This is a genomic window from Curtobacterium sp. MCBD17_028 (genome assembly GCF_003234875.1).
GTDB lineage: Bacteria > Actinomycetota > Actinomycetes > Actinomycetales > Microbacteriaceae > Curtobacterium.
This window is the reverse complement of sequence record NZ_QKTQ01000008.1, coordinates 153103-171927: the sequence shown is the minus strand read 5'-3', so window position 1 is coordinate 171927 and position 18825 is coordinate 153103. Positions and strand designations below refer to the sequence as shown.

Here is an 18825-nt window from a genome sequence, read left to right as displayed (position 1 = left end):
CTCTCGCCCGCCCCCCACCTGGGGCCGTGAGATCGCAGTCGTTGCCGTTCTGACCCCCCTCAGAACGGCAACGACTGCGATCTCACGGTTGGGGGCGGGCGAGAGGGGGTCGGCGGGCGGCGGCCGGCCGGCACGGCCCGGTCAGAGCTTGAAGACCTCGCGCGGGATGTCCGACACCAGCCGGTGCGCCGTCCGCACCGCGGCCTCCTCGGAGATCCGGTGCGTCACCACGAGGTCGGCCAGGTACGCCGCGTCGACGCGCCGGGCGGTGTCGTGCCGCGCGGGGATCGAGCAGAACGCCCGGGTGTCGTCGATGAACCCGGAGGTCTTGGCGAACGACGCCGAGTCCGTCACGGCCTCGCGGAACCGCCGCATGGCCCCGGGGGTGTCGAGGAACCACCACGGCGCACCGGCGTACACGGCCGGGTAGAAGCCCGCGAGCGGCCCGACCTCGCGCGAGAACACGGTCTCGTCGACGGTGAACAGCACGAGGTGGAACCCTGGCACGGTGCCGAACGCCTCGAGCAGGGGGCGGAGCGGCGCGGTGAACCCGCCGACCGCGGGCAGGTCGTGGCCGGCGTCGGACCCGTACCGCTCGAACGACGGCCGGTGGTGGTCCCGGTGCACGCCCGCGTGCAGCTGCATGACGAGGCCGTCGTCGCAGGACATCTCGGCCCAGCGGTACAGCATGTCGTGGCGGTACGCGGTGGCGTCGTCCGGGGTGAGCGCGGTCGGCCCCCGGAGCGCGGCGGCGTGGATGCGCTCCCGGTCCACCGGGGACAGCGGCGCGGACCCGGCGTCGAGGACCCCCGTGTCGGTCGCGGTCGCACCGTGCTCGACGAAGTACCGGCGGCGGGCCCGGAGCGCCTCGAGCAACCCGGCGTGCGTCCCCGTGTCGATGCCGGCGGCCTCGCCGATCCGCGCGACCACGTCCCTCCAGTCCGGGCGCGACGGGTCGAACACGGCGTCGGCGCGGAACGTCGGGATGACCCGCCCGGAGAAGGCCGGGTCGGCCGCCAGGCGGGCGTGCGCGGCGAGGTCGGACGTCGGGTCGTCGGTCGTCGCGAGCACCGCGATCCGGAACCGGTCGAACAGTGCGCGGGGGCGCATCCCGGGGTCGCGGAGGGCCGTGGCCAGTCGGTCGTACTGGGCGTCGGCGTTCGCGCCGGACGGCTCCTCCGTCAGCCCGAACACGTCGTGCAGCTCGGTCTCGAACCACGCGCGCACCGGGGTCGCCAGGAAGTCGTCCCAGTGCTCGGCGAGCGTCCGCCAGACGGCACGGCCGGGAGGCACGACACCCGTCCCGTCGACCGGCGCGCGTCCGAGCGCGTCGAGCGGCACCCCGTTGGCGTGGAGCAGGCGGAGCACGTAGTGGTCCGGGGTGACGAGCAGCGCGGCCGGGTCGGGGAACGGTTCGTCGTCGGCGAGCACCTCGGCGGGCACGTGTCCGTGCGGTGACAGGATCGGGGCCTCGGCGACCTCGTCGTACAGGCGGCGGGCGACGGACCGCGTCGCCGGGTCGGCGGGGAACAGGCGGTCGGGGTGCGGGACCATCGGGCGGCCGGTGTCGGCGGGGGCGTCGGTGCTCGTCATGCGGGACTCCGTTCGGTGCCGGGGGCGGGACCGGTCGACCCGCGGACGGTCAGGTGGGTGGGCAGGGCGACCGAGTCCGTCGGGTGCTCCGCGACGGCGGCGGCGTCGGCGTCGGTCGGGACACCGCCGCCGATGCGCCGCAGCAGCATCGTCACGGCGACGCGTCCGGCCTGCTCGATGGGTGATGTCATGGTGGTGAGCGGCGGATCGCAGAAGTCGGCGCCGAAGATGTCGTCACACCCGACGACGCTCATGTCGACGGGCACGCGCACCGACCGCTCCCGCAGGCGGCGCAGCATCCCGATCGCGATGAGGTCGTTGAACGCGATGCACGCGGTGACCCCGGCGGTGACGGCGGCGTCCGCGGCGGCCGCACCGGAGTCGACGACCGGCGCGAACGGCCCGGCCGTGTCGACCCGGACGCGCAGCCGCGCGGCGGCGGCGACGAGCGCCCGCCACCGTCGCTCGTTCGACCACGAGCTCTCGGGCCCACCGACGTACAGCACGTGCCGGTGTCCGAGCGAGACGAGGTGCTCGAGCGCCCGCCCGACCCCGCCCGGCGTGTCGATGAGCACGCTCGACACGGACGGCACGCGCCGGTTCAGGACGACGACCGGCAGGAGGCCCGCGAACCGTGCGATCTCCCCGTCGCTCAGGCGCGAGGCGGCGAGCACCGCGCCGTCCACCCGTGACGCGATCGCGCCGAGGGTGGCTGCCTCGGTCGCCGCGGACTCCTCGGTGTCCACGAGCAGCTGGGTCCGGCCGGCCGCGGCGAGCCGGTGCTGTGCCCCGCGGATCACGTCGAAGAAGAACGGGTTCGTCACGTCCGGCACGACGACCGCGACCGCCCCGACGTCCCGGGTGCCGCGCTCGCTGCGCGGGGGCGTGTACCCGAGGGCCCGTGCGGCGGCCTCGATGCGGGTGCGCGTCGCGGCGTTGACGCGGCCCGGCCGGGCCAGTGCCCGCGAGACCGTGGAGGGCGCGACCGCAGCCGCCCGCGCGACGTCCCGGATCGTCACGCGGCGGGGCTCCTGCATCTCGGACGTGGCGGCCTCCTCGTGCGCTCGGTGTGCCACCGACCGTAGGGCCCGTGGCAACGCGATGGCAACGGGTTGCCACACCGTTGCCACAGCGGCAGCATCGACACCGGTCGGTGCGGACCCTCCGCGGTGCCGCATCCCGACCGGTCCAGCATGAGGCGTGGAGGACGACATGACCGAGGCACCCGCCTGGACCCTCTCCGGGTTCGGCGACGAGATCGACGACGACCCGGTCGTCCAGGTCGCCGTGCTCCAGGCCCTCGGCGCGAGCGCGATCGAGGTCCGCAGCGCGTGGGGCGTCAACGTCGTGGACCTCGACGAGGACCAGCTCGCCGGCCTGCACCGCCTCCTGGAGGACCGGGGCCAGTCCGTCTCGGCCGTCGCCTCCCCGATCGGCAAGGTCGACGTCGGCCTGCCCGTCGAGCACGAGGTCGCGCGGCTCGAGCGGGCGATCGCCGCCGCGCACGCCCTCGGGACCCGGGACATCCGGGTCTTCTCGTTCTACCGGTCGCCCGAGCAGACCCCCGAGGACGTCCGCGACGCGGTCCTCACGCGGATGCGGGCCCTCGCCGACGTCGCCGAGCGCGAGGGCGTCCGACTGCTGCACGAGAACGAGAAGGACATCTACGGCGACGTCCCCGAGCGGGTGCTCGACGTGGTGGAGTCCGTCGGATCGGACGCGCTCCGCCTGGCCTGGGACAACGCGAACTACGTGCAGTGCGGGGTGCGCCCGTTCACCGACGGCTGGGGCCTCCTCGCCCCGTACGTCGTCTACCTCCAGGTCAAGGACGCCCTGGCCGCAGACGGCACGGTCGTCCCCGCGGGCGAGGGCGACGGCGAACTCCGCGAGACCCTGACGGCGCTCCGCGACGCCGGGTACGAGGGCCACGCCTCCCTCGAGCCCCACCTGGCGAGTGCCACCCGGCTCGGCGGATCGAGCGGACCGGCCGCGTTCGGTCGTGCCGCCCGCGCGTTCCGGGACCTCACGCGACAGATCGGAGTCACCCTGCGATGAGCACCAGCCCCACCGAGGCGGCCCCACCGCTCCGCCTCGCCGTCGTCGGCGCGGGCGTCATCGGGCAGCACCACGCCCGTGTCGCCGCACAGCACCCGGACCTCGCCCTCGTCGCCCTCGTCGACGCCGTCCCCGCGGCGGCCGTGGCCCTGGCGGACGAGATCACCGCGACCGGCGTGCAGCGACCCCTGACGGCGACGACCATCCGCGAGGCCGTCGACGCCGTGGCGATCGACATCGTCGCGATCTGCTCGCCGTCCGGGATGCACGTCGACCTCGCGACCGCGGCGATCGCGGCCGGCAAGCACGTCCTCATCGAGAAGCCGCTCGACACGACGATCCCGCGGGCACGGAAGCTCGCGGCGCTCGCCGCGTCCGCTCGCGACCGGGGGCTCGTCGTGTCCGTCGTGAGCCAGCACCGGTTCGACCCGGCCTCGGTCGCGGTGGCTCGGGCCGCGCACTCGGGCGGGTTCGGCACCCTCACGAGCGGCGTCGCGAGCGTCGCCTGGTACCGCTCGCAGGGCTACTACGACTCCGGCGACTGGCGGGGTACCTGGGCGCTCGACGGCGGTGGGGCGGTCATGAACCAGGGTGTGCACACCGTCGACCTGCTCGTCTGGACGCTCGGGCGTCCGGTCGAGGTGTCGGCGCGTACCGGTCGACTCGCCCACGAGCGGATCGAGGTCGAGGACACCGCGGTCGCGACGGTCCTGTTCGACGGTGGCGCCCTCGCCGTCGTCCACTGCACGACGGCCGCCTACCCGGGGCTGTCCGCGCGGTACCAGGTGCACGGCACGCGCGGTTCGGCGATCGTCGACGACGACCGACTCGCCTTCTTCCACATGGCGCCCGACGACGCGGCCCTGGTGTCCGCGTCGACGACGAGCGGTGCCCAGGCCGTCGCGGGTGCCACGGACCAGCGGGCCGAGGTGGTGCCGCCCGAGCACGTCGTCGGCGGCCCGTCGGAGCCGGATGCGTTCCTCCACGGCCACGCTCGGCAGTACGACGACCTCGTCGACGCGATCCGCGACGGGCGCGAGCCCGGGGTGACGGTCGAGGCCGCCCTGCTGTCCCTGGCGACCGTGCGGGCCCTGTACGTGTCGGCGACGCTCGGCGTGCCGGTCCGTGTCGACGACGTCCTGAGCGGCCGGTACGACGACGTCGAACCCATGGTCGGCCCGGGCCCGGGGAGCGTGCTCGCATGAGGTTCTCGGTGTTCACGGCGGCGACGCCGGAGTGGAGCCCCGACCAGGCCGTGTCGATGCTCGCCGCGCAGGGCTGGGACGGCGTCGAGTGGCGCGTCACGGACCAACCGGACGCCCACGGTGCACCGGGGTTCTGGGCCGGCAACCGTGCCACCTGGCCGTTCACGGGCCTGGAGGACCGGCTCGGGCAGATCGCGCGCGTCACCGCCGGCTCGGGGCTCGCGTACTCCGGCATCGGCGGGTACCAGCAGGCGTCGGACCACGACGCGGTCCTGCGGATGCTCCGGGCCACCGCGGAGCTCGGGGCCGAGCGCGTCCGGGTCACGATGCCGCACACCCGGACGGGCACCCCGTACCCGCAGCTGTTCGACCGCACGCGCGCCGACCTCGAGTGGATCGCCGCGCGGGCCGTGGAGCTCGGCGTGCAGGCGCTCGTCGAGCTCCACCACGGCACGATCACCGCGTCGGCGTCCGCGGCACTCCGGCTCGTCGACGGTCTCGACCCCGCGCACGTCGGGGTCATCCACGACCTCGGCAACCTCGTCATCGAGGGACGTGAGGACCACCTCGCCGCCTTCGAGATGCTCGGCCCCTACCTGGCGCACGTGCACGTCAAGAACGTCCGCTGGGTGCCGACCGACGACCGACGCGTGGACGGCAGCACGGTGTGGGTGCACGAGTGGGCGACGCTCCGGACCGGGCAGGAGTCCGTCGCGGACTACCTCGCCGACCTGCGGACCGTCGGGTACGACGGCTGGGTCACGGTCGAGGACTTCTCGACCGAGCTGCCCCTCGTGGACCGCACGGCCGACGACCTCGCGTTCCTCCGCTCGCTCGTGTCGACGGACACCCCGTGACGGGCGGCACCGCGCCCGACCGCCGACCGGGCATCGTCCACCTGGGGATCGGTGCGTTCGCCCGCGCCCACCTCGCCTGGTACACGCAACGCGCCGGCACCGACGACGACGGACGCGCCTGGGGCATCGTCGGCTTCACCGGGCGGTCACCCGACGCCGCCACCACGCTCGCGGCGCAGGACTGCCGGTACACGCTCGTCGAGCGCGCGGCCGACGGCGACACCGCGACCGCCATGGACGTCGTCGTCGCCGCGCACCCCGGGTCCGACACATCGGCCTGGAGGACCGCCCTCGCGTCCCCGACGACGGCGATCGTCACGCTCACCGTCACCGAGGCCGGCTACCGGCCGGGGTCCGGCATCGCGGACCGGCTCGTCGACGGCCTCCGGGCGCGGGCGACCGCGGCGGGCGGCCCCCTCACGCTCGTCAGCCTCGACAACCTCGCCGGGAACGGCCGGGTCCTCGCCGGGGCCGTGCGGGAGGCCGTCGGGGCGGATCCGGACCTCCTCGCCTGGATCGACCGGAACGTCACGTTCCCCGACGCCATGGTCGACCGGATCACCCCGGCCACGACCGACGAGGACCGCGCCGCCGTCCAGGAGCTGCCCGGCGCGGTGCCCGACGACCGCGTGCCGGTCGTCACCGAGCCGTTCGCCGAGTGGGTCCTCGCCGACCGCTTCGCGGGGGACCGGCCACCGTGGGAGCGTGCCGGGGTCCGCATCGTCGACGACGTCGAGCCGTACGAGCAGCGGAAGCTGTGGCTCCTCAACGCCGCGCACTCGCTGCTCGCCTACCTCGGCCTCCTGCTCGGGCACACGACGGTGGCCGAGGCGATCGCCGACCCGCGCTGCCGCGGCCGCGTCGACCAGCTGTGGGACGAGGCCGGAGCCGAGGTGCGCCTCCCGGCCGACGAGATCGTCGCCGCGCGTGCGGCGATGCTCGAGCGGTGGGCGAACCCGCGGATCCGTCACACGCTGCGACAGATCGCGAGCGACGGGTCGCGCAAGCTCCCCGTGCGGATCGTCGACCCCCTGCGACGGCGACTCGCTCGCGATCCGGACGCCGGCGTCGGACCCGGCACGGCGACGGTCGTCGCGGCGTGGTGGCTGCACTGCGCACTGCAGGCCGACCTCGTGTCGGACGACGGCGCCCCCGCCCCGGACGCCGACGTGCACGACGTGCTGGCGGTGCTCGACCCGGACCTCGACACCGTCCCCGTTGTGTCCGCGATCACCGCGGCGGCGACCCGCATCAGGACCATGATGGACACCGACGACGGCGACGAGGCCGTCGATCCGACACGAGGAGCGACCGCATGACCGCCACCGACCTCCCCTCCACGAGCTCCACCCGGGGTGCGCGGGGGATGCGCATCACGAAGGCCGAGGTCGTGGTGACGAGCCCGGACCGGAACTTCACCACCCTGAAGCTCACGACCGAGGACGGCATCACCGGTCTCGGGGACGCGACGCTGAACGGCCGAGAGCTCGCCGTCGTGTCGTACCTGCGTGACCACGTCGTGCCGATGCTCATCGACCGCGACGCCGCGCGCATCGAGGACACCTGGCAGCTCCTGTACCGCGGGGCGTACTGGCGTCGCGGTCCCGTGACGATGGCCGCCATCGCCGCGGTCGACATCGCGCTCTGGGACATCAAGGCCAAGGCCGCCGGCATGCCCCTGTACCAGCTGCTCGGCGGCGCCTCGCGTGAGGGGCTCATGGCGTACGGACACGCGTCGGGCAAGGACCTGCCGGAGCTGTTCGACTCGATCCGGGAACACCAGGAGCAGGGCTACCGGTCGATCCGCGTGCAGACCGGCGTGCCCGGGCTCAAGAGCATCTACGGCATCGCGTCGAACGCCCGGCTCGACGGCGACCAGGGCGTCCGGTACGACCACGAGCCCGCGCAGCGCGGGGCCCTGCCGGCGCAGGAGGACTGGGACACCCGGTCGTACCTGCGCCACGTGCCCACCGTGTTCGAGGCCGTGCGGAACGAGTTCGGGCCCGAGCTGCCGCTGCTCCACGACGCCCACCACCGGATGACCCCGATCCAGGCCGCGCAGCTCGGCAAGTCCCTGGAGCCGTACGACCTGTTCTGGCTCGAGGACTGCACCCCGGCCGAGAACCCCGAGGCCCTCCGGCTCGTCCGCCAGCACACCACGACACCGCTCGCGATCGGCGAGGTGTTCAACTCGCTCTGGGACTACCAGCAGATCATCCGCGAGCAGCTCATCGACTACGTCCGGAGCGCGGTCACCCACACCGGCGGGATCAGCCACCTCCGGAAGCTCGTCGAGTACGCCGCGCAGTACCAGATCCGCTCCGGGTTCCACGGGCCGACCGACATCTCACCGGTCGGGATGGCGGCCCAGATGCACCTCGGCCTCGCGATCCACAACTTCGGGATCCAGGAGTACATGCAGCACGGGGCTCGGACGAACGCCGTGTTCCAGCAGTCCTTCACGTTCGAGGACGGTCTGCTCCACCCGGGCGACCAGCCGGGCATCGGGGTGGACCTCGACGTCGACGAGGCGGGGAAGTACCCGTACGAGCAGGCGTACCTGCCGTACAACCGCCTGGCGGACGGCACCGTGCACGACTGGTGACCCCGCGGAGGACGTCGCTCGATGTCGCTACTGGGCGGCGATCCCGGCGAAGGTGTCGAAGGACGCCTTGCGCTGGTGTGACCAGGTGTAGAGCCCGAAGTCGCCGTCCTGGCCGTCGTCCTGCCAGCCGTAGAGGAACACCGGCCCGACCTGCGGGTACTGCGCGGCGATCTGGTACAGCTCCTTGATGGTCTCCTGCTGCTGTGCGACGGAGAACGCCGGGTAGTTGCCGTCCGAGCCGGTCGGCATGCCGCTCTCGGTCCACCAGATCGGCATCGAACCGTCCCCGTACTGGCGCATGACGGCGAGCAGGTCCGGCAGGACGGACAGCAGGTTGTAGCCGCCGTCCGCGGTCATCGGCATCACCGGGTAGGTGTACGGGTGCAGGTTGACGGCGTCGAACCAGCCCGCCGCACCGTTCCAGTACATCTGGCGGATGAAGTCGATGGGGTTGTAGTCGTTGCCCTGGGGGCCGCTCCCCGAGACCTGCCGCCCGAACGGTGCCATGCCCGCCATGAGCACGGTGGCCTGCGGGTCGGCCTGGTGGATGATGGGGTACACCGTGCGCAGCAGACCGGCGTAGGCAGCGGGGTTCGCGTGGCCGCCCGCCCACGTCCAGCCGAGGTTGACCTCGTTGCCGATCTCGAAGTCGTGGATGCCCCCGGCCGCGAGGCGCCGCACCGAGTAGGTCATCCAGCCGTTCTGCGCGGAGTACCCGGCGGATTCCGGCATGGATGCCGTGCCGTCACCGAAGATGACCTCGACGTCGAGACCCGCCATGCGGGCCTGCGTGATCGTCTGGTCGGAGGCGCCGCCGTGCCCGGTGGGGTTGCCGGCGTAGTTGTAGTCGAGCCGAACCCACTGCACGCCCGCGGAGCGCATGTCCTGGAACACCGAGCGCGCTCCACTGGCGGACATCGTGTTGATCTCCGACTCGTACAGGCCGCCGGGCGAGATGCCCTTGCCGTGCACGATCCCGGACACCGCGGCCGTCGTGGCCGTCACTGCCGACGCCGGCACCGCTGACGCGCTCGCGGCGGCCGTGGTCGCGGTGATGGTGCGCGGGGCGGGCGACGCAAGGTCCGCCCGCACTACCGGGGTGGCCGTCGTCGGCGCGGGCGACGCCGCCGCGGGGGCGGCAGTGGCACTCGGCTTCGAGGAGGCGGTGGCCGCAGCGTCGGCGGTGGTGCCGCCCTGGGGCAGCGCACATGCCATCAGCGCCACCGACGACGCCACTGCGGCGACCGTCACCGGGAGCGCCCAGCGCACGCGGCGTCGGGCCGAGCGGTCCGTTCCGCTCGTCGTGGTCTCGTTCATGGTCGGGTCCGTGTTGTCCATGGGCTCGTTCCTCCCTGAAGGTCGTGAGCGACCAGAAACGTAACGGTTTTCCGTACCCCCGGATTCGGCTAATTCTCAGGCACGCCGGTTGACTGTCGGGCGCGGATGTGAGGGTCCGTGGAGCGCCCTGTCACCTGTTCGGGGGTCAGGCGAATTAGCTGTACGAGTTCGCAGGATTCGATTCGCTCGGACAGGTCGCGCACGGCCTCGCGACCGGGTTGGGGGGGCACCCTTTGCAGGGCGGCGACGTCCGCAGCGGTGGATGCGGCGCGAGCCAGCGGGTGACACCCGAGCCGGCAGTCCCGGCGCGGGGCAGACTCGACGGCATGGACCCCGAGCAGCTCGCCGCCGTCGCGCGCGAGCTGTACCGGCGACGCCCCGAGGACTTCGTCGCCGAACGGACCGCGCGGGCACGCGATCTCCGGAAGCGTGACCGGGCCTTGTCGGACGGCGTGAAGGCGCTCCGCAAGCCCTCGCCCGCCGCGTGGGTCGTCGACCTGCTCGCGGCGCAGGGCGCCCTCGACGACGCGGTCGACCTCGGACCGGCGCTCCGCGCTGCGCAGGAGCACGCCGACCCGCGGGCGATCAGCCGGCTCCGGCGCGAGCGGGCCTCGCTCGTGGCGTCGCTCACGGACGCCGGGGCCGATCTGGCGCGCGGCGCCGGGCACGAGCCGTCGGACGTCGTGCTCGAGCAGGTCCGGGCGACGGTCGAGGCGGCCATGGCGGACCCCCGTGCGGGTGCTGCCGTGCGGTCCGGGATGCTCGTCCGCGCGCTCGAGGCCGTCGGGTTCGAGCCGGTCGACCTCGACGGCGCCGTGGCGGTGCCCGAGGCGGTGCCCGACATCGACGGGGAGGGCGCCGAGCCGGAGCCGGAGCCGGAGCCGGAGCCGGAGCCGGAGCCGGAGCCGGAGCCGGAGCCGGAGCCCGAGCCGGAGCCCGACGCGGAGCCGGAGCCCGAGCCCAGGCCGCCCCGCCGTCCGCGCGGGGGCACCGGCCGTCCGCGCCGCGCGACCGGTGGCCATCCGGCGGACGCGCCCCGGTCCTCCCGTCCGACGCAGGGCGACGACCGCGACGACCACGACCACGACCGCGTCCGCCAGGAGGCTCGGACGGCCGAGGCGGCGGCACGCGACGCCGCCCGGACCGCCGACGACGATCTCGAGCGCCTCGAGGACGCGCTCGACGACGCCGACCAGCGCCGTCGTGACCTCGAGGGGCGCCGGCACGACCTCGAGGAGGAACTCGCCGCGGTCCGCCGGGACCTCGACGACGCCGAACGGGAGACGCAGCGGCTCGAGGACGATCGCGACGCCGCCGAGGAACGCGCGGACGAGGCGCGGACGGCGCTCCGGCGGGCCCGCGCGCACCGGCGCGAGGTGGGCTGAGCCCGCGTCTGCTACCGGTCGTCCTCCGGCGTGTCCGAGCCCGGGCGGGCACCACCGTCGGCACCATCGCCGTCGGCGCTGCCCCCGTCGTCGTCCTCGCCGAGCAACCGGCCGAGGATCGACGTCAATGCCGCCCGGTCCGCCTCGTCGAGGGGCGCGAACAGCGTCGCGAGCGTCCGGTCCGCGGCCTCCTGTCCGGCTACGAGGAGCCGTTCACCCTCGGCGGTGAGTTCGTACCGAACCCGGCGGCCCACCCCGGGATGGCGCTCGACGAGCCCCCGCGCGGCCATGCGCGTCGTGAGGGTCCCGAACGCCTGGTCGCTCTGGAACGTCACGAGTGCGAGCGCGTGCGCCGAGGCCCCGGGGCGGGTGGCGATCGCGCGGAGGGCGTCCCACTGGGCGAGGGTCGTCCCGACACCGTGCAGGGCCGCGTCGACCGCACGGTGGTCACGCCACTGCGCCTGTTTCACCATCCGGCCGAGTCGTCGCAGGTCCGTCGTCATGGTGCTACCGTATCAGCAACATTAGATAAACATGTTGAGACAGGAGCGACACCATGGACATCACCCTCGACGAACGCGGCACCGACGGCCCCCTCGCCCTCGTGCTGCACGGCGGCGGCGGCCCCGCGACGGTGGCGCCCTTCGTGGCGCACCTCGCCGAGACGCACCACGTCATCGCACCGACGCACCCGGGGTGGAACGGCACCGACCGTCCGGACGACCTCGACACGGTGCGGGCACTCGCGGGCGTGTACCTCGACCTGCTCGAGCAGCGCGATGCCCGGAACGCCGTGCTCGTCGGCAACTCGCTCGGCGGCTGGATCGCGCTCGAGATGGCCGTCCAGGCGGCAGAGCGCGGCTCGGACGCGGTCGGCGCGCTCGTCGTCGTCGACGCGGTGGGCGTGACGGTGCCCGACGAGCCGGTGCGCGACTTCTTCGCGCTCGACGCGCGCGGGGTCGCTGAGTACGCCTGGCACGACCCGGAGCGCGGGTACCTCGACCCGGCGACCCTCTCGGACGAGCGCCGGCGCGTCCAGGCGGCGAACATGGTCGCGCTCCGGACCTACGCGGGCGCCGCCGCCATGGCCGACCCGACCCTCGCCTCCCGGCTCGCCGACGTGCGGGTCCCGGCGCTCGTCCTGTGGGGTGACAGCGACCGCATCGTCACCCCCGCGTACGGGGCGGCGCTCGCGGATGCGTTGCCCGACGCGCGGTTCGTCGTGGTCGAGGCGGCGGGCCACCTGCCGCAGCTCGAGCGCGCCGACGCCACGTTCGCCGCGGTCGACGCGTTCGTGACCGCGCTCCCGACGCCCGGCGCGGACGAGGCGCACGACATGCGCTAGAGTGACCGACTGGACTTCGGCGAGGGTCGTGCGCAGGCGCGGCCGTGATCGACGCGGTAGGAGATCCGGTCCCGTGCTCCGTGCGGGTGACCGGCGGTGGCCCCGGATCACGGGCCCTCCTGGCGCTGTGACGCGTTCGAGTCGAACACACTGACCGACGACGGCCGCATGGCGGTCGTCCCCACCCAGGAGGCACCACCATGGCCGACCAGTACCAGCTCGCCGCCGAGCACCGCACCGCATTCGGCAAGGGCGCGGCACGCAAGCTCCGCGCCGCCGACAAGATCCCCGCCGTCGTCTACGGTCACGGCACCGACCCGCAGCACGTCACGCTGCCCGGGCACGACACGATGCTCGTCGTCCGCCGCGCCAACGCGATCATCGAGCTCGACATCGAGGGCGCCACGCAGCTCGTGCTCGTCAAGGACGTCCAGCGTGACCCGGTGCGGCAGATCATCGAGCACATCGACCTCGTCGTGCTCCGTCAGGGCGAGCGGGTCACCGTCGAGGTCCCCGTGGTCGTCGAGGGCGAGTCGGCTCCGGGCACCATCCACGTGCAGGACGAGTCCACGCTGTCGCTGGTCGTCCTCGCGACGAACATCCCGCAGCACGTCGTCGTCGACGTCACGGGCCTCGAGGACGGTGCCCAGCTGCACGCCTCGGACATCACGCTCCCCGAGGGCGCCGAGCTCGACACCGACCCGGAGGCCCTGGTCGTCAGCATCAGCACGCCCCGCGGCGCCGGTGACGAGGGCGACGAGGCCGGCGAGGACGCCGCGGAGTAGTCCGCGAGCCTCCCGACGCCCATGGCGGAACGAACGCTGCTCGTGGTCGGGCTCGGCAACCCCGGGCCCGACTACGCCGGCAACCGGCACAACGTCGGACAGATGGTCCTCGACGACCTCGCGGTGCGGATCGGTGCGACCTTCCGGAAGCACAAGACCCCCGCGCAGGTCGCCGAGGGCCGCCCGGCCCCGGGTGGGCCGAAGCTCATCCTGGTCAAGCCCGCGTCGTTCATGAACACGTCCGGCGGCCCGGTGTCGGCTGCCCTGTCGTTCTACGGTCTGACGCCCGCCGATCTCGTCGTCGTGCACGACGAGCTCGACCTGCCGTTCGACACGCTCCGGCTCAAATCCGGTGGCGGGCACGGCGGGCACAACGGCCTCCGCGACATCATCAAGGCCTGCGGGACGAACGAGTTCGCTCGGGTCCGCGTCGGTATCGGCCGCCCGCCCGGTCGGCAGGACCCGGCCGACTACGTGCTCCGTGACTTCTCGTCGACCGAGCGCAAGGTGCTGCCGTCGCTCCTCGCCGAGGCCGCCGACGCGGTCGAGGCGATCGCGACCGACGGCCTCCTCGCCGCGCAGCAGCGGTTCCACGCGCCGGCCTGACCGTCCTAGGACGACCGGGAGGCTCGGTGTGCGCCCGCCCATCTCCCTTCCGTTCGCCCACAGCACGCGGTGGGCCGGATCGCCTGTCGGAGGGCGCCGGTACCATCGGATGAGTGACGATCTCGGGCATCATCCCTGCGCTCTCGCGCGCCTCCGCGTTCGATCGTGTCCTCGCCGCCGCCCCGCGTGACGCCGACTTCTCCGTCGTCGACGGCCTCCGCGTCCCGTTGCTGGCGGCACTGCTCGCCGAGCGGAACGGCCCGCAGTGCGCCTTCGTGATCACCGCCACCGGGCGCGAGGCCGAGGGCGTGCGTGACGCCGTCCGGTGCTACGTGCCCGAGGCCGAGGTCCTCGAGTTCCCCGCGTGGGAGACCCTGCCGCACGAGCGCCTGAGCCCGAGCGCGCAGACGGTCGGCACGCGCATCAACACCCTGCGGCGCCTCGCCGACTGGCAGGCCGCCGCCGACCGGGGCGAACCCCGTGGGCCGATCGTCGTCGTGGCGAGCGTGCGCGCCGCGCTCCAGCCCATCGCGGACAACATGACCGCGATGGCACCCCTGGTGCTCCGGACGAACTCGCGGGGCAACGACCTCACGCAGCTCGCCGGCGCCCTCGTCGACCTCGCCTACGCCCGGGTCGACCTCGTGTCCCGCCGTGGCGAGTTCGCGGTCCGCGGCGGCATCCTCGACGTCTTCCCTCCGACGGCCGACCACCCGGTCCGCATCGACTTCTTCGGCGACGAGATCGACGCGATCAAGGCGTTCAGCGTCGCGGACCAGCGCTCGACGGACGAGGACCTCGGGCAGGTGGAGCTCACCGCGAGCCGCGAGCTCCTGCTCGGCGAGAGCGTCCGGCAGCGGGCGCGCGAGATGCTCCACGAGTTCCCGAGCCTGTCCCAGATGCTCGCCAAGATCGCCGAGGGCATCCCGGTCGAGGGCATGGAGTCCCTCGCGCCCGCCCTGGTCGACCGCCTCGTGCCCGTCACCCACTACCTGCCGTCCTCGGCGGTCGTCGCGGTGTTCTCGCCCGAGCGTGTCGTCGCCCGGGCGCACAGCCTGGCCGAGACGAACCAGGAGTTCCTGCAGGCCGCGTGGAGTGCGGCGACCGCCGGGGCGCAGGCCCCCATCGACCTCGACGCCGGCAACTTCCTGTCCCTCGGGGCGCTCAAGCAGTCCCGCGGCGACCGCACCTGGTGGACGGTGTCGCCGTTCGACTCCGGTGCCGACCTCACCGACGAGCAGGCGGTCGAGTCGGCGGGCGACTACCTCCGCGTGCCTGCCGAGACCGTCCCGAGCTTCACCGGCAGCGCCGAGGGCGCGGTCGAGCACGTCGCCGAGCGCACGCGAGACGGCTGGTCCGTCGTGGTCACCGCGCAGGGCGCCGGTCTGGTCGAGCGTGCCGTGCAGGTCCTCGCGGACGCCGGCGTCGCCGCCCAGGTCGAGGACGTCACCGAGCCCCCGGAGCCCGGCGCCGTGCTGCTCACGACCGCGTCGGTCGAGCACGGGTTCGCCGTGCCGGAACTCCGCCTGCTCGTGATGTCCGAGGCCGAGTTCTACGGCCGGAGCGCCCAGCAGGGAGCCCGGCAGGTGAAGAAGCTCGCCAGCCGCCGGAAGAACGTCGTCGACCCGCTGCAGCTCAAGCCGGGTGACGTCGTCGTGCACACCACGCACGGGATCGGCAAGTTCGTCGAGCTCGTCTCGCGCGAGGTCTCGTCGGGTGGTCGGAACGCGGTCAAGACGCAGCGCGAGTACCTCGTGCTCGAGTACGCGCCATCGAAGCGCGGGTACCCGGGCGACAAGCTCTACGTGCCGACGGACCAGCTCGACCAGCTCTCGCGCTACGTCGGCGGCGAGGCCCCGACGCTGAGCAAGATGGGCGGCAGCGACTGGGCGTCGGCCAAGAGCAAGGCGCGCAAGGCGGTCCGCGACATCGCGGTGGAGCTCGTCAAGCTCTACTCGGCGCGGATGGCGTCGAAGGGCCACGCTTTCGGGCCGGACACCCCCTGGCAGCGCGAGCTCGAAGAAGCCTTCCCGTTCGCCGAGACGCCCGATCAGCTCACCACGATCGACGAGATCAAGGCCGACATGGAGCGGCCGATCCCGATGGACCGCCTGCTGTCCGGCGACGTCGGCTACGGCAAGACCGAGGTCGCGATCCGCGCCGCGTTCAAGGCCGTGCAGGACGGCAAGCAGGTCGCGGTCCTCGTGCCGACCACGCTGCTGGTCCGCCAGCACTTCGAGACCTTCCAGGAACGCTTCGCCGGGTTCCCCGTGCACCTGCGCGCCCTGAGCCGGTTCCAGACCGAGAAGGAATCCAAGGAGACCATCGCGGGCCTCGCCGACGGCACGGTCGACATCGTGATCGGGACGCACCGCATCCTGTCCCAGCAGGTGCAGTTCAAGGACGTCGGCCTCGTGATCATCGACGAGGAACAGCGCTTCGGCGTCGAGCACAAGGACCAGCTCAAGAAGCTCAAGACGAACGTCGACGTCCTCGCCATGAGCGCGACCCCGATCCCGCGGTCACTCGAGATGGCCGTGACCGGCATCCGCGAGATGTCGACCCTCGCCACCCCGCCCGAGGACCGCCATCCGATCCTGACCTTCGTCGGGCCGCAGTCGGACATGCAGGTCGCGGCGGCGATCCGGCGGGAGCTGCTCCGCGAGGGCCAGGTGTTCTACGTGCACAACCGCGTCAAGGACATCCAGGGCACCGCCGCGCACCTCGCCGAGATCGTGCCCGAGGCCCGGATCGCGGTCGCGCACGGCCAGATGTCCGAGCAGGCCCTCGAGCAGGTGATGGTCGACTTCTGGGAGCGCAAGTTCGACGTCCTCGTGTCGACCACGATCATCGAGACCGGCCTCGACATCGCGAACGCGAACACCCTCATCATCGACCGCGCTGACAAGTACGGGCTGTCGCAGCTGCACCAGCTCCGGGGTCGTGTCGGCCGCGGGCGCGAGCGCGGGTACGCGTACTTCCTCTACGACGCCGACAAGCCCCTGTCCGAGACCGCGCAGGACCGCCTCGAGACCATCGCGGCGAACAACGAGCTCGGTGCGGGCATGCAGGTCGCCCTCAAGGACCTCGAGCTCCGCGGAGCGGGCAACCTGCTCGGTGGCGAACAGTCCGGTCACATCGCGGGGGTCGGGTTCGACCTCTACCTCCGGATGATCGGCGAGGCCGTCGGGCAGTTCCGCGGCGACGTCGCCGAGGGGCAGACGGAACTCCGCCTCGAGCTCCCGGTCGACGCCCGCATCCCCGACGACTACGTCGAGAGCGAGCGTCTCCGGCTCGAGGCGTACCAGAAGCTCTCGGCCGCGTCGGCTCCTTCGGCGCAGGACGCCGCGATCGACATGGTGCTCGACGAGCTCACCGACCGGTACGGCACGCCCCCGAAGGCGGTCACGACGCTCATCGAGGTCTCGCGGCTCCGGCGCATGGCGCAGCAGGTCGGCCTGTCCGACGTCGTCGTGATGGGGTCGAACCTCCGGGTCGCGGGCAAGGAGCTCGCCGATTCCCAGCAGGTCCGGCTCACCCGCATGTTCCCGGGGTCGCGGTGGTTCGCCCAGCAGAACGCGACGAGCATCCCGCTCCCGAAGCGGAACGGCGAGCCGCTACCGGACGATGCGCTCATCGACTGGGTGGAGTCGATCCTCACGGCGATCTACGGCGCCAACGTGCCCGAGCAGGCGCCGGCCGCGTAGGCGGGGGGCGGGACCGCCGGTCGGGAGGCACGGTACGGGCCCGCCCCGCGCCTCCCGTCCGGCCGGGCCCGGGGCGGAACCGCCGGATCGTGCTCTGGTCAGGGCGCGCCCGGAGCGGCCGCGCGCTCGGACCGCGCACGGCGTGCCCCGAGCGCGACGACGACGGCCGACGCCACCATCGCGACGCCCGAGCCGACGAGGACCGCGAGCGTGCCCTGGTCCGCGACCCGCGGCGTGCGCACGAACGCGAGTTCGTTCATGAGCAGCGAGACGGTGAACCCGACCCCGCCGAGGACGCCGACGGTCGCGACCGCCGAGAGCGACAACGTCGGGCGCTCAGGATGCCGGAACACCTGGGTCGCGACCCCGCCGAAGAGCGTGATGCCGACGACCTTGCCCACCGGGAGTGCGAGCACGATCGCCCAGAACGCCGGCGACAGCGCACCGAACCCCACCGCGGGCACGGCGACCGCGGCCGAGGTGAACGCGAACACCGGCAGGACGACCCCGTTCGACCAGGGTTCGACAGCGTGCCGGACCGTGTGCCCGGCGCGCCGGGGGAGCACCAGCCCGAGTGCCACCCCGGCGATCGTCGCGTGGACCCCCGAGTGCAGGACGAGCCACCACGTGACGACGCCGAGCACGACGAGGCCGACCACGATCGCCGGCCGGGCACGCCCGACGCGGCGCAGGGACCGGGCCAGCACCGCGAACGCCGCGAGGGCCACGACCGCCAGCCCGAGGAGTCCCAGGTCGGTGCCGTGCGCGAAGACGACCGCGATGATGACGATCGCGATGAGGTCGTCGAGCACCGCGAGCGCCAGGAGGAACACCCGGAGGCGTGACGGCAGCCCGCGGCCGAAGATCGCGAGGATCCCGAGTGCGAACGCGATGTCGGTCGCGGTGGGGATCGGCCAGCCGTGTTCGAGCCCGCTGCCCTGCGTGACCGCCAGGTAGAGCACCGCCGGCACGACGACACCCCCGACGGCGGCGATCGCGGGCACGATCGCGGTCCGGGGATCCGACAGCTGCCCGATCGTCAGCTCGTGCTTGAGCTCGATCGCGATGAGCAGGAAGAACGCGACGAGCAGCCCGTCGCTGACCCAGTGTGCGATCGACAGGTCGAGTCCGACCGCGGACCAGGGTGTGTGGAGCGCCAGCAGGTGCTCGAGTCCTGGCCCGAGGGGGGAGTTCGCGGCGGCGAGTCCGAGGACCGCGGCGGTGAGCAGGGCGACGGCGCTGAAGCGCTCCGAGCGGACGATGGCGGGCACGGTGACTCCGTCTCGTTGGGGTCGGTCGATGGTCCGTCGACCAGACTTCCCGACACGCCCCGGTCAGCCTACC

General features: G+C 73.2%; 15 protein-coding genes. 10 read left to right on the top strand and 5 right to left on the bottom strand.

Annotation, left to right across the window (positions count from 1 at the left end; genetic code table 11):
* Positions 1 to 141: 141 nt before the first annotated feature.
* Positions 142 to 1593: a glucuronate isomerase gene (gene uxaC, locus DEI86_RS11465; RefSeq protein ID WP_258376527.1), complete on the bottom strand. Its 1452-nt coding sequence runs from the start codon at positions 1591 to 1593 to the stop codon at positions 142 to 144.
* Positions 1590 to 2630 carry a LacI family DNA-binding transcriptional regulator gene (locus DEI86_RS11460; protein ID WP_111049599.1) on the bottom strand — a complete coding sequence of 347 codons (1041 nt, stop codon included), beginning with the start codon at positions 2628 to 2630 and terminating at the stop codon, positions 1590 to 1592. Before DEI86_RS11460 ends, uxaC begins: the two co-directional genes overlap by 4 nt.
* A 175-nt stretch (positions 2631 to 2805) precedes the next feature.
* Between DEI86_RS11460 and DEI86_RS11455 the strand changes: the two genes are divergently transcribed.
* Genes DEI86_RS11455 through manD form a run of 5 tightly spaced genes read left to right on the top strand, consistent with a single transcriptional unit; the run spans position 2806 to position 8315 of the window.
* Positions 2806 to 3648 carry a sugar phosphate isomerase/epimerase gene (locus tag DEI86_RS11455; protein WP_111036555.1) on the top strand — a complete coding sequence of 281 codons (843 nt, stop codon included), beginning with the start codon at positions 2806 to 2808 and terminating at the stop codon, positions 3646 to 3648.
* Positions 3645 to 4853 carry a Gfo/Idh/MocA family protein gene (locus DEI86_RS11450; RefSeq protein ID WP_111049584.1) on the top strand — a complete coding sequence of 403 codons (1209 nt, stop codon included), beginning with the start codon at positions 3645 to 3647 and terminating at the stop codon, positions 4851 to 4853. The genes DEI86_RS11455 and DEI86_RS11450 overlap by 4 nt, the downstream gene beginning before the upstream one ends.
* Positions 4850 to 5710 carry a sugar phosphate isomerase/epimerase gene (locus DEI86_RS11445; RefSeq protein ID WP_111049583.1) on the top strand — a complete coding sequence of 287 codons (861 nt, stop codon included), beginning with the start codon at positions 4850 to 4852 and terminating at the stop codon, positions 5708 to 5710. Before DEI86_RS11450 ends, DEI86_RS11445 begins: the two co-directional genes overlap by 4 nt.
* Positions 5707 to 7029 carry a mannitol dehydrogenase family protein gene (locus tag DEI86_RS11440; protein WP_111049582.1) on the top strand — a complete coding sequence of 441 codons (1323 nt, stop codon included), beginning with the start codon at positions 5707 to 5709 and terminating at the stop codon, positions 7027 to 7029. Before DEI86_RS11445 ends, DEI86_RS11440 begins: the two co-directional genes overlap by 4 nt.
* Before the next feature lie 47 nt (positions 7030 to 7076).
* Complete coding sequence (gene manD, locus DEI86_RS11435) at positions 7077 to 8315, top strand: D-mannonate dehydratase ManD (protein ID WP_111049598.1); 1239 nt, start codon at positions 7077 to 7079, stop codon at positions 8313 to 8315.
* Between the two features lie 27 nt (positions 8316 to 8342).
* Here manD and DEI86_RS11430 read toward each other — a convergent pair whose 3' ends face one another.
* Positions 8343 to 9653 (bottom strand): hypothetical protein, encoded by a 1311-nt coding sequence (locus tag DEI86_RS11430; RefSeq protein WP_146244909.1) that lies wholly within the window; start codon positions 9651 to 9653, stop codon positions 8343 to 8345.
* Positions 9654 to 9979: 326 nt separating this feature from the next.
* Between DEI86_RS11430 and DEI86_RS16570 the strand changes: the two genes are divergently transcribed.
* Positions 9980 to 11038: a hypothetical protein gene (locus DEI86_RS16570; RefSeq protein WP_181439765.1), complete on the top strand. Its 1059-nt coding sequence runs from the start codon at positions 9980 to 9982 to the stop codon at positions 11036 to 11038.
* 11 nt (positions 11039 to 11049) lie between these two features.
* Here the strand turns inward: DEI86_RS16570 and DEI86_RS11415 are convergent, their stop codons facing one another.
* A complete protein-coding gene (locus tag DEI86_RS11415) occupies positions 11050 to 11541 on the bottom strand; it encodes a MarR family winged helix-turn-helix transcriptional regulator (protein WP_111049578.1) in 492 nt (163 codons plus the stop codon).
* Positions 11542 to 11594: 53 nt separating this feature from the next.
* On the opposite strand from DEI86_RS11415, the gene DEI86_RS11410 reads away from it, so the two are divergent.
* The 4 genes from DEI86_RS11410 to mfd all read left to right on the top strand — a co-directional run bounded on the left by DEI86_RS11410 (position 11595) and on the right by mfd (position 17481).
* Positions 11595 to 12383 carry an alpha/beta fold hydrolase gene (locus DEI86_RS11410; protein WP_111014245.1) on the top strand — a complete coding sequence of 263 codons (789 nt, stop codon included), beginning with the start codon at positions 11595 to 11597 and terminating at the stop codon, positions 12381 to 12383.
* Positions 12384 to 12583: 200 nt separating this feature from the next.
* Positions 12584 to 13168 carry a 50S ribosomal protein L25/general stress protein Ctc gene (locus DEI86_RS11405; protein ID WP_111011437.1) on the top strand — a complete coding sequence of 195 codons (585 nt, stop codon included), beginning with the start codon at positions 12584 to 12586 and terminating at the stop codon, positions 13166 to 13168.
* Positions 13169 to 13189: 21 nt separating this feature from the next.
* Complete coding sequence (gene pth / locus DEI86_RS11400) at positions 13190 to 13774, top strand: aminoacyl-tRNA hydrolase (protein ID WP_111027645.1); 585 nt, start codon at positions 13190 to 13192, stop codon at positions 13772 to 13774.
* Between the two features lie 113 nt (positions 13775 to 13887).
* Positions 13888 to 17481, top strand: coding sequence for a transcription-repair coupling factor (mfd, locus tag DEI86_RS11395; RefSeq protein WP_111049577.1), 3594 nt, complete (start codon positions 13888 to 13890; stop codon positions 17479 to 17481).
* Between the two features lie 98 nt (positions 17482 to 17579).
* Here the strand turns inward: mfd and DEI86_RS11390 are convergent, their stop codons facing one another.
* Positions 17580 to 18752 carry a Na+/H+ antiporter NhaA gene (locus tag DEI86_RS11390; protein WP_111049576.1) on the bottom strand — a complete coding sequence of 391 codons (1173 nt, stop codon included), beginning with the start codon at positions 18750 to 18752 and terminating at the stop codon, positions 17580 to 17582.
* Positions 18753 to 18825: the final 73 nt, after the last annotated feature.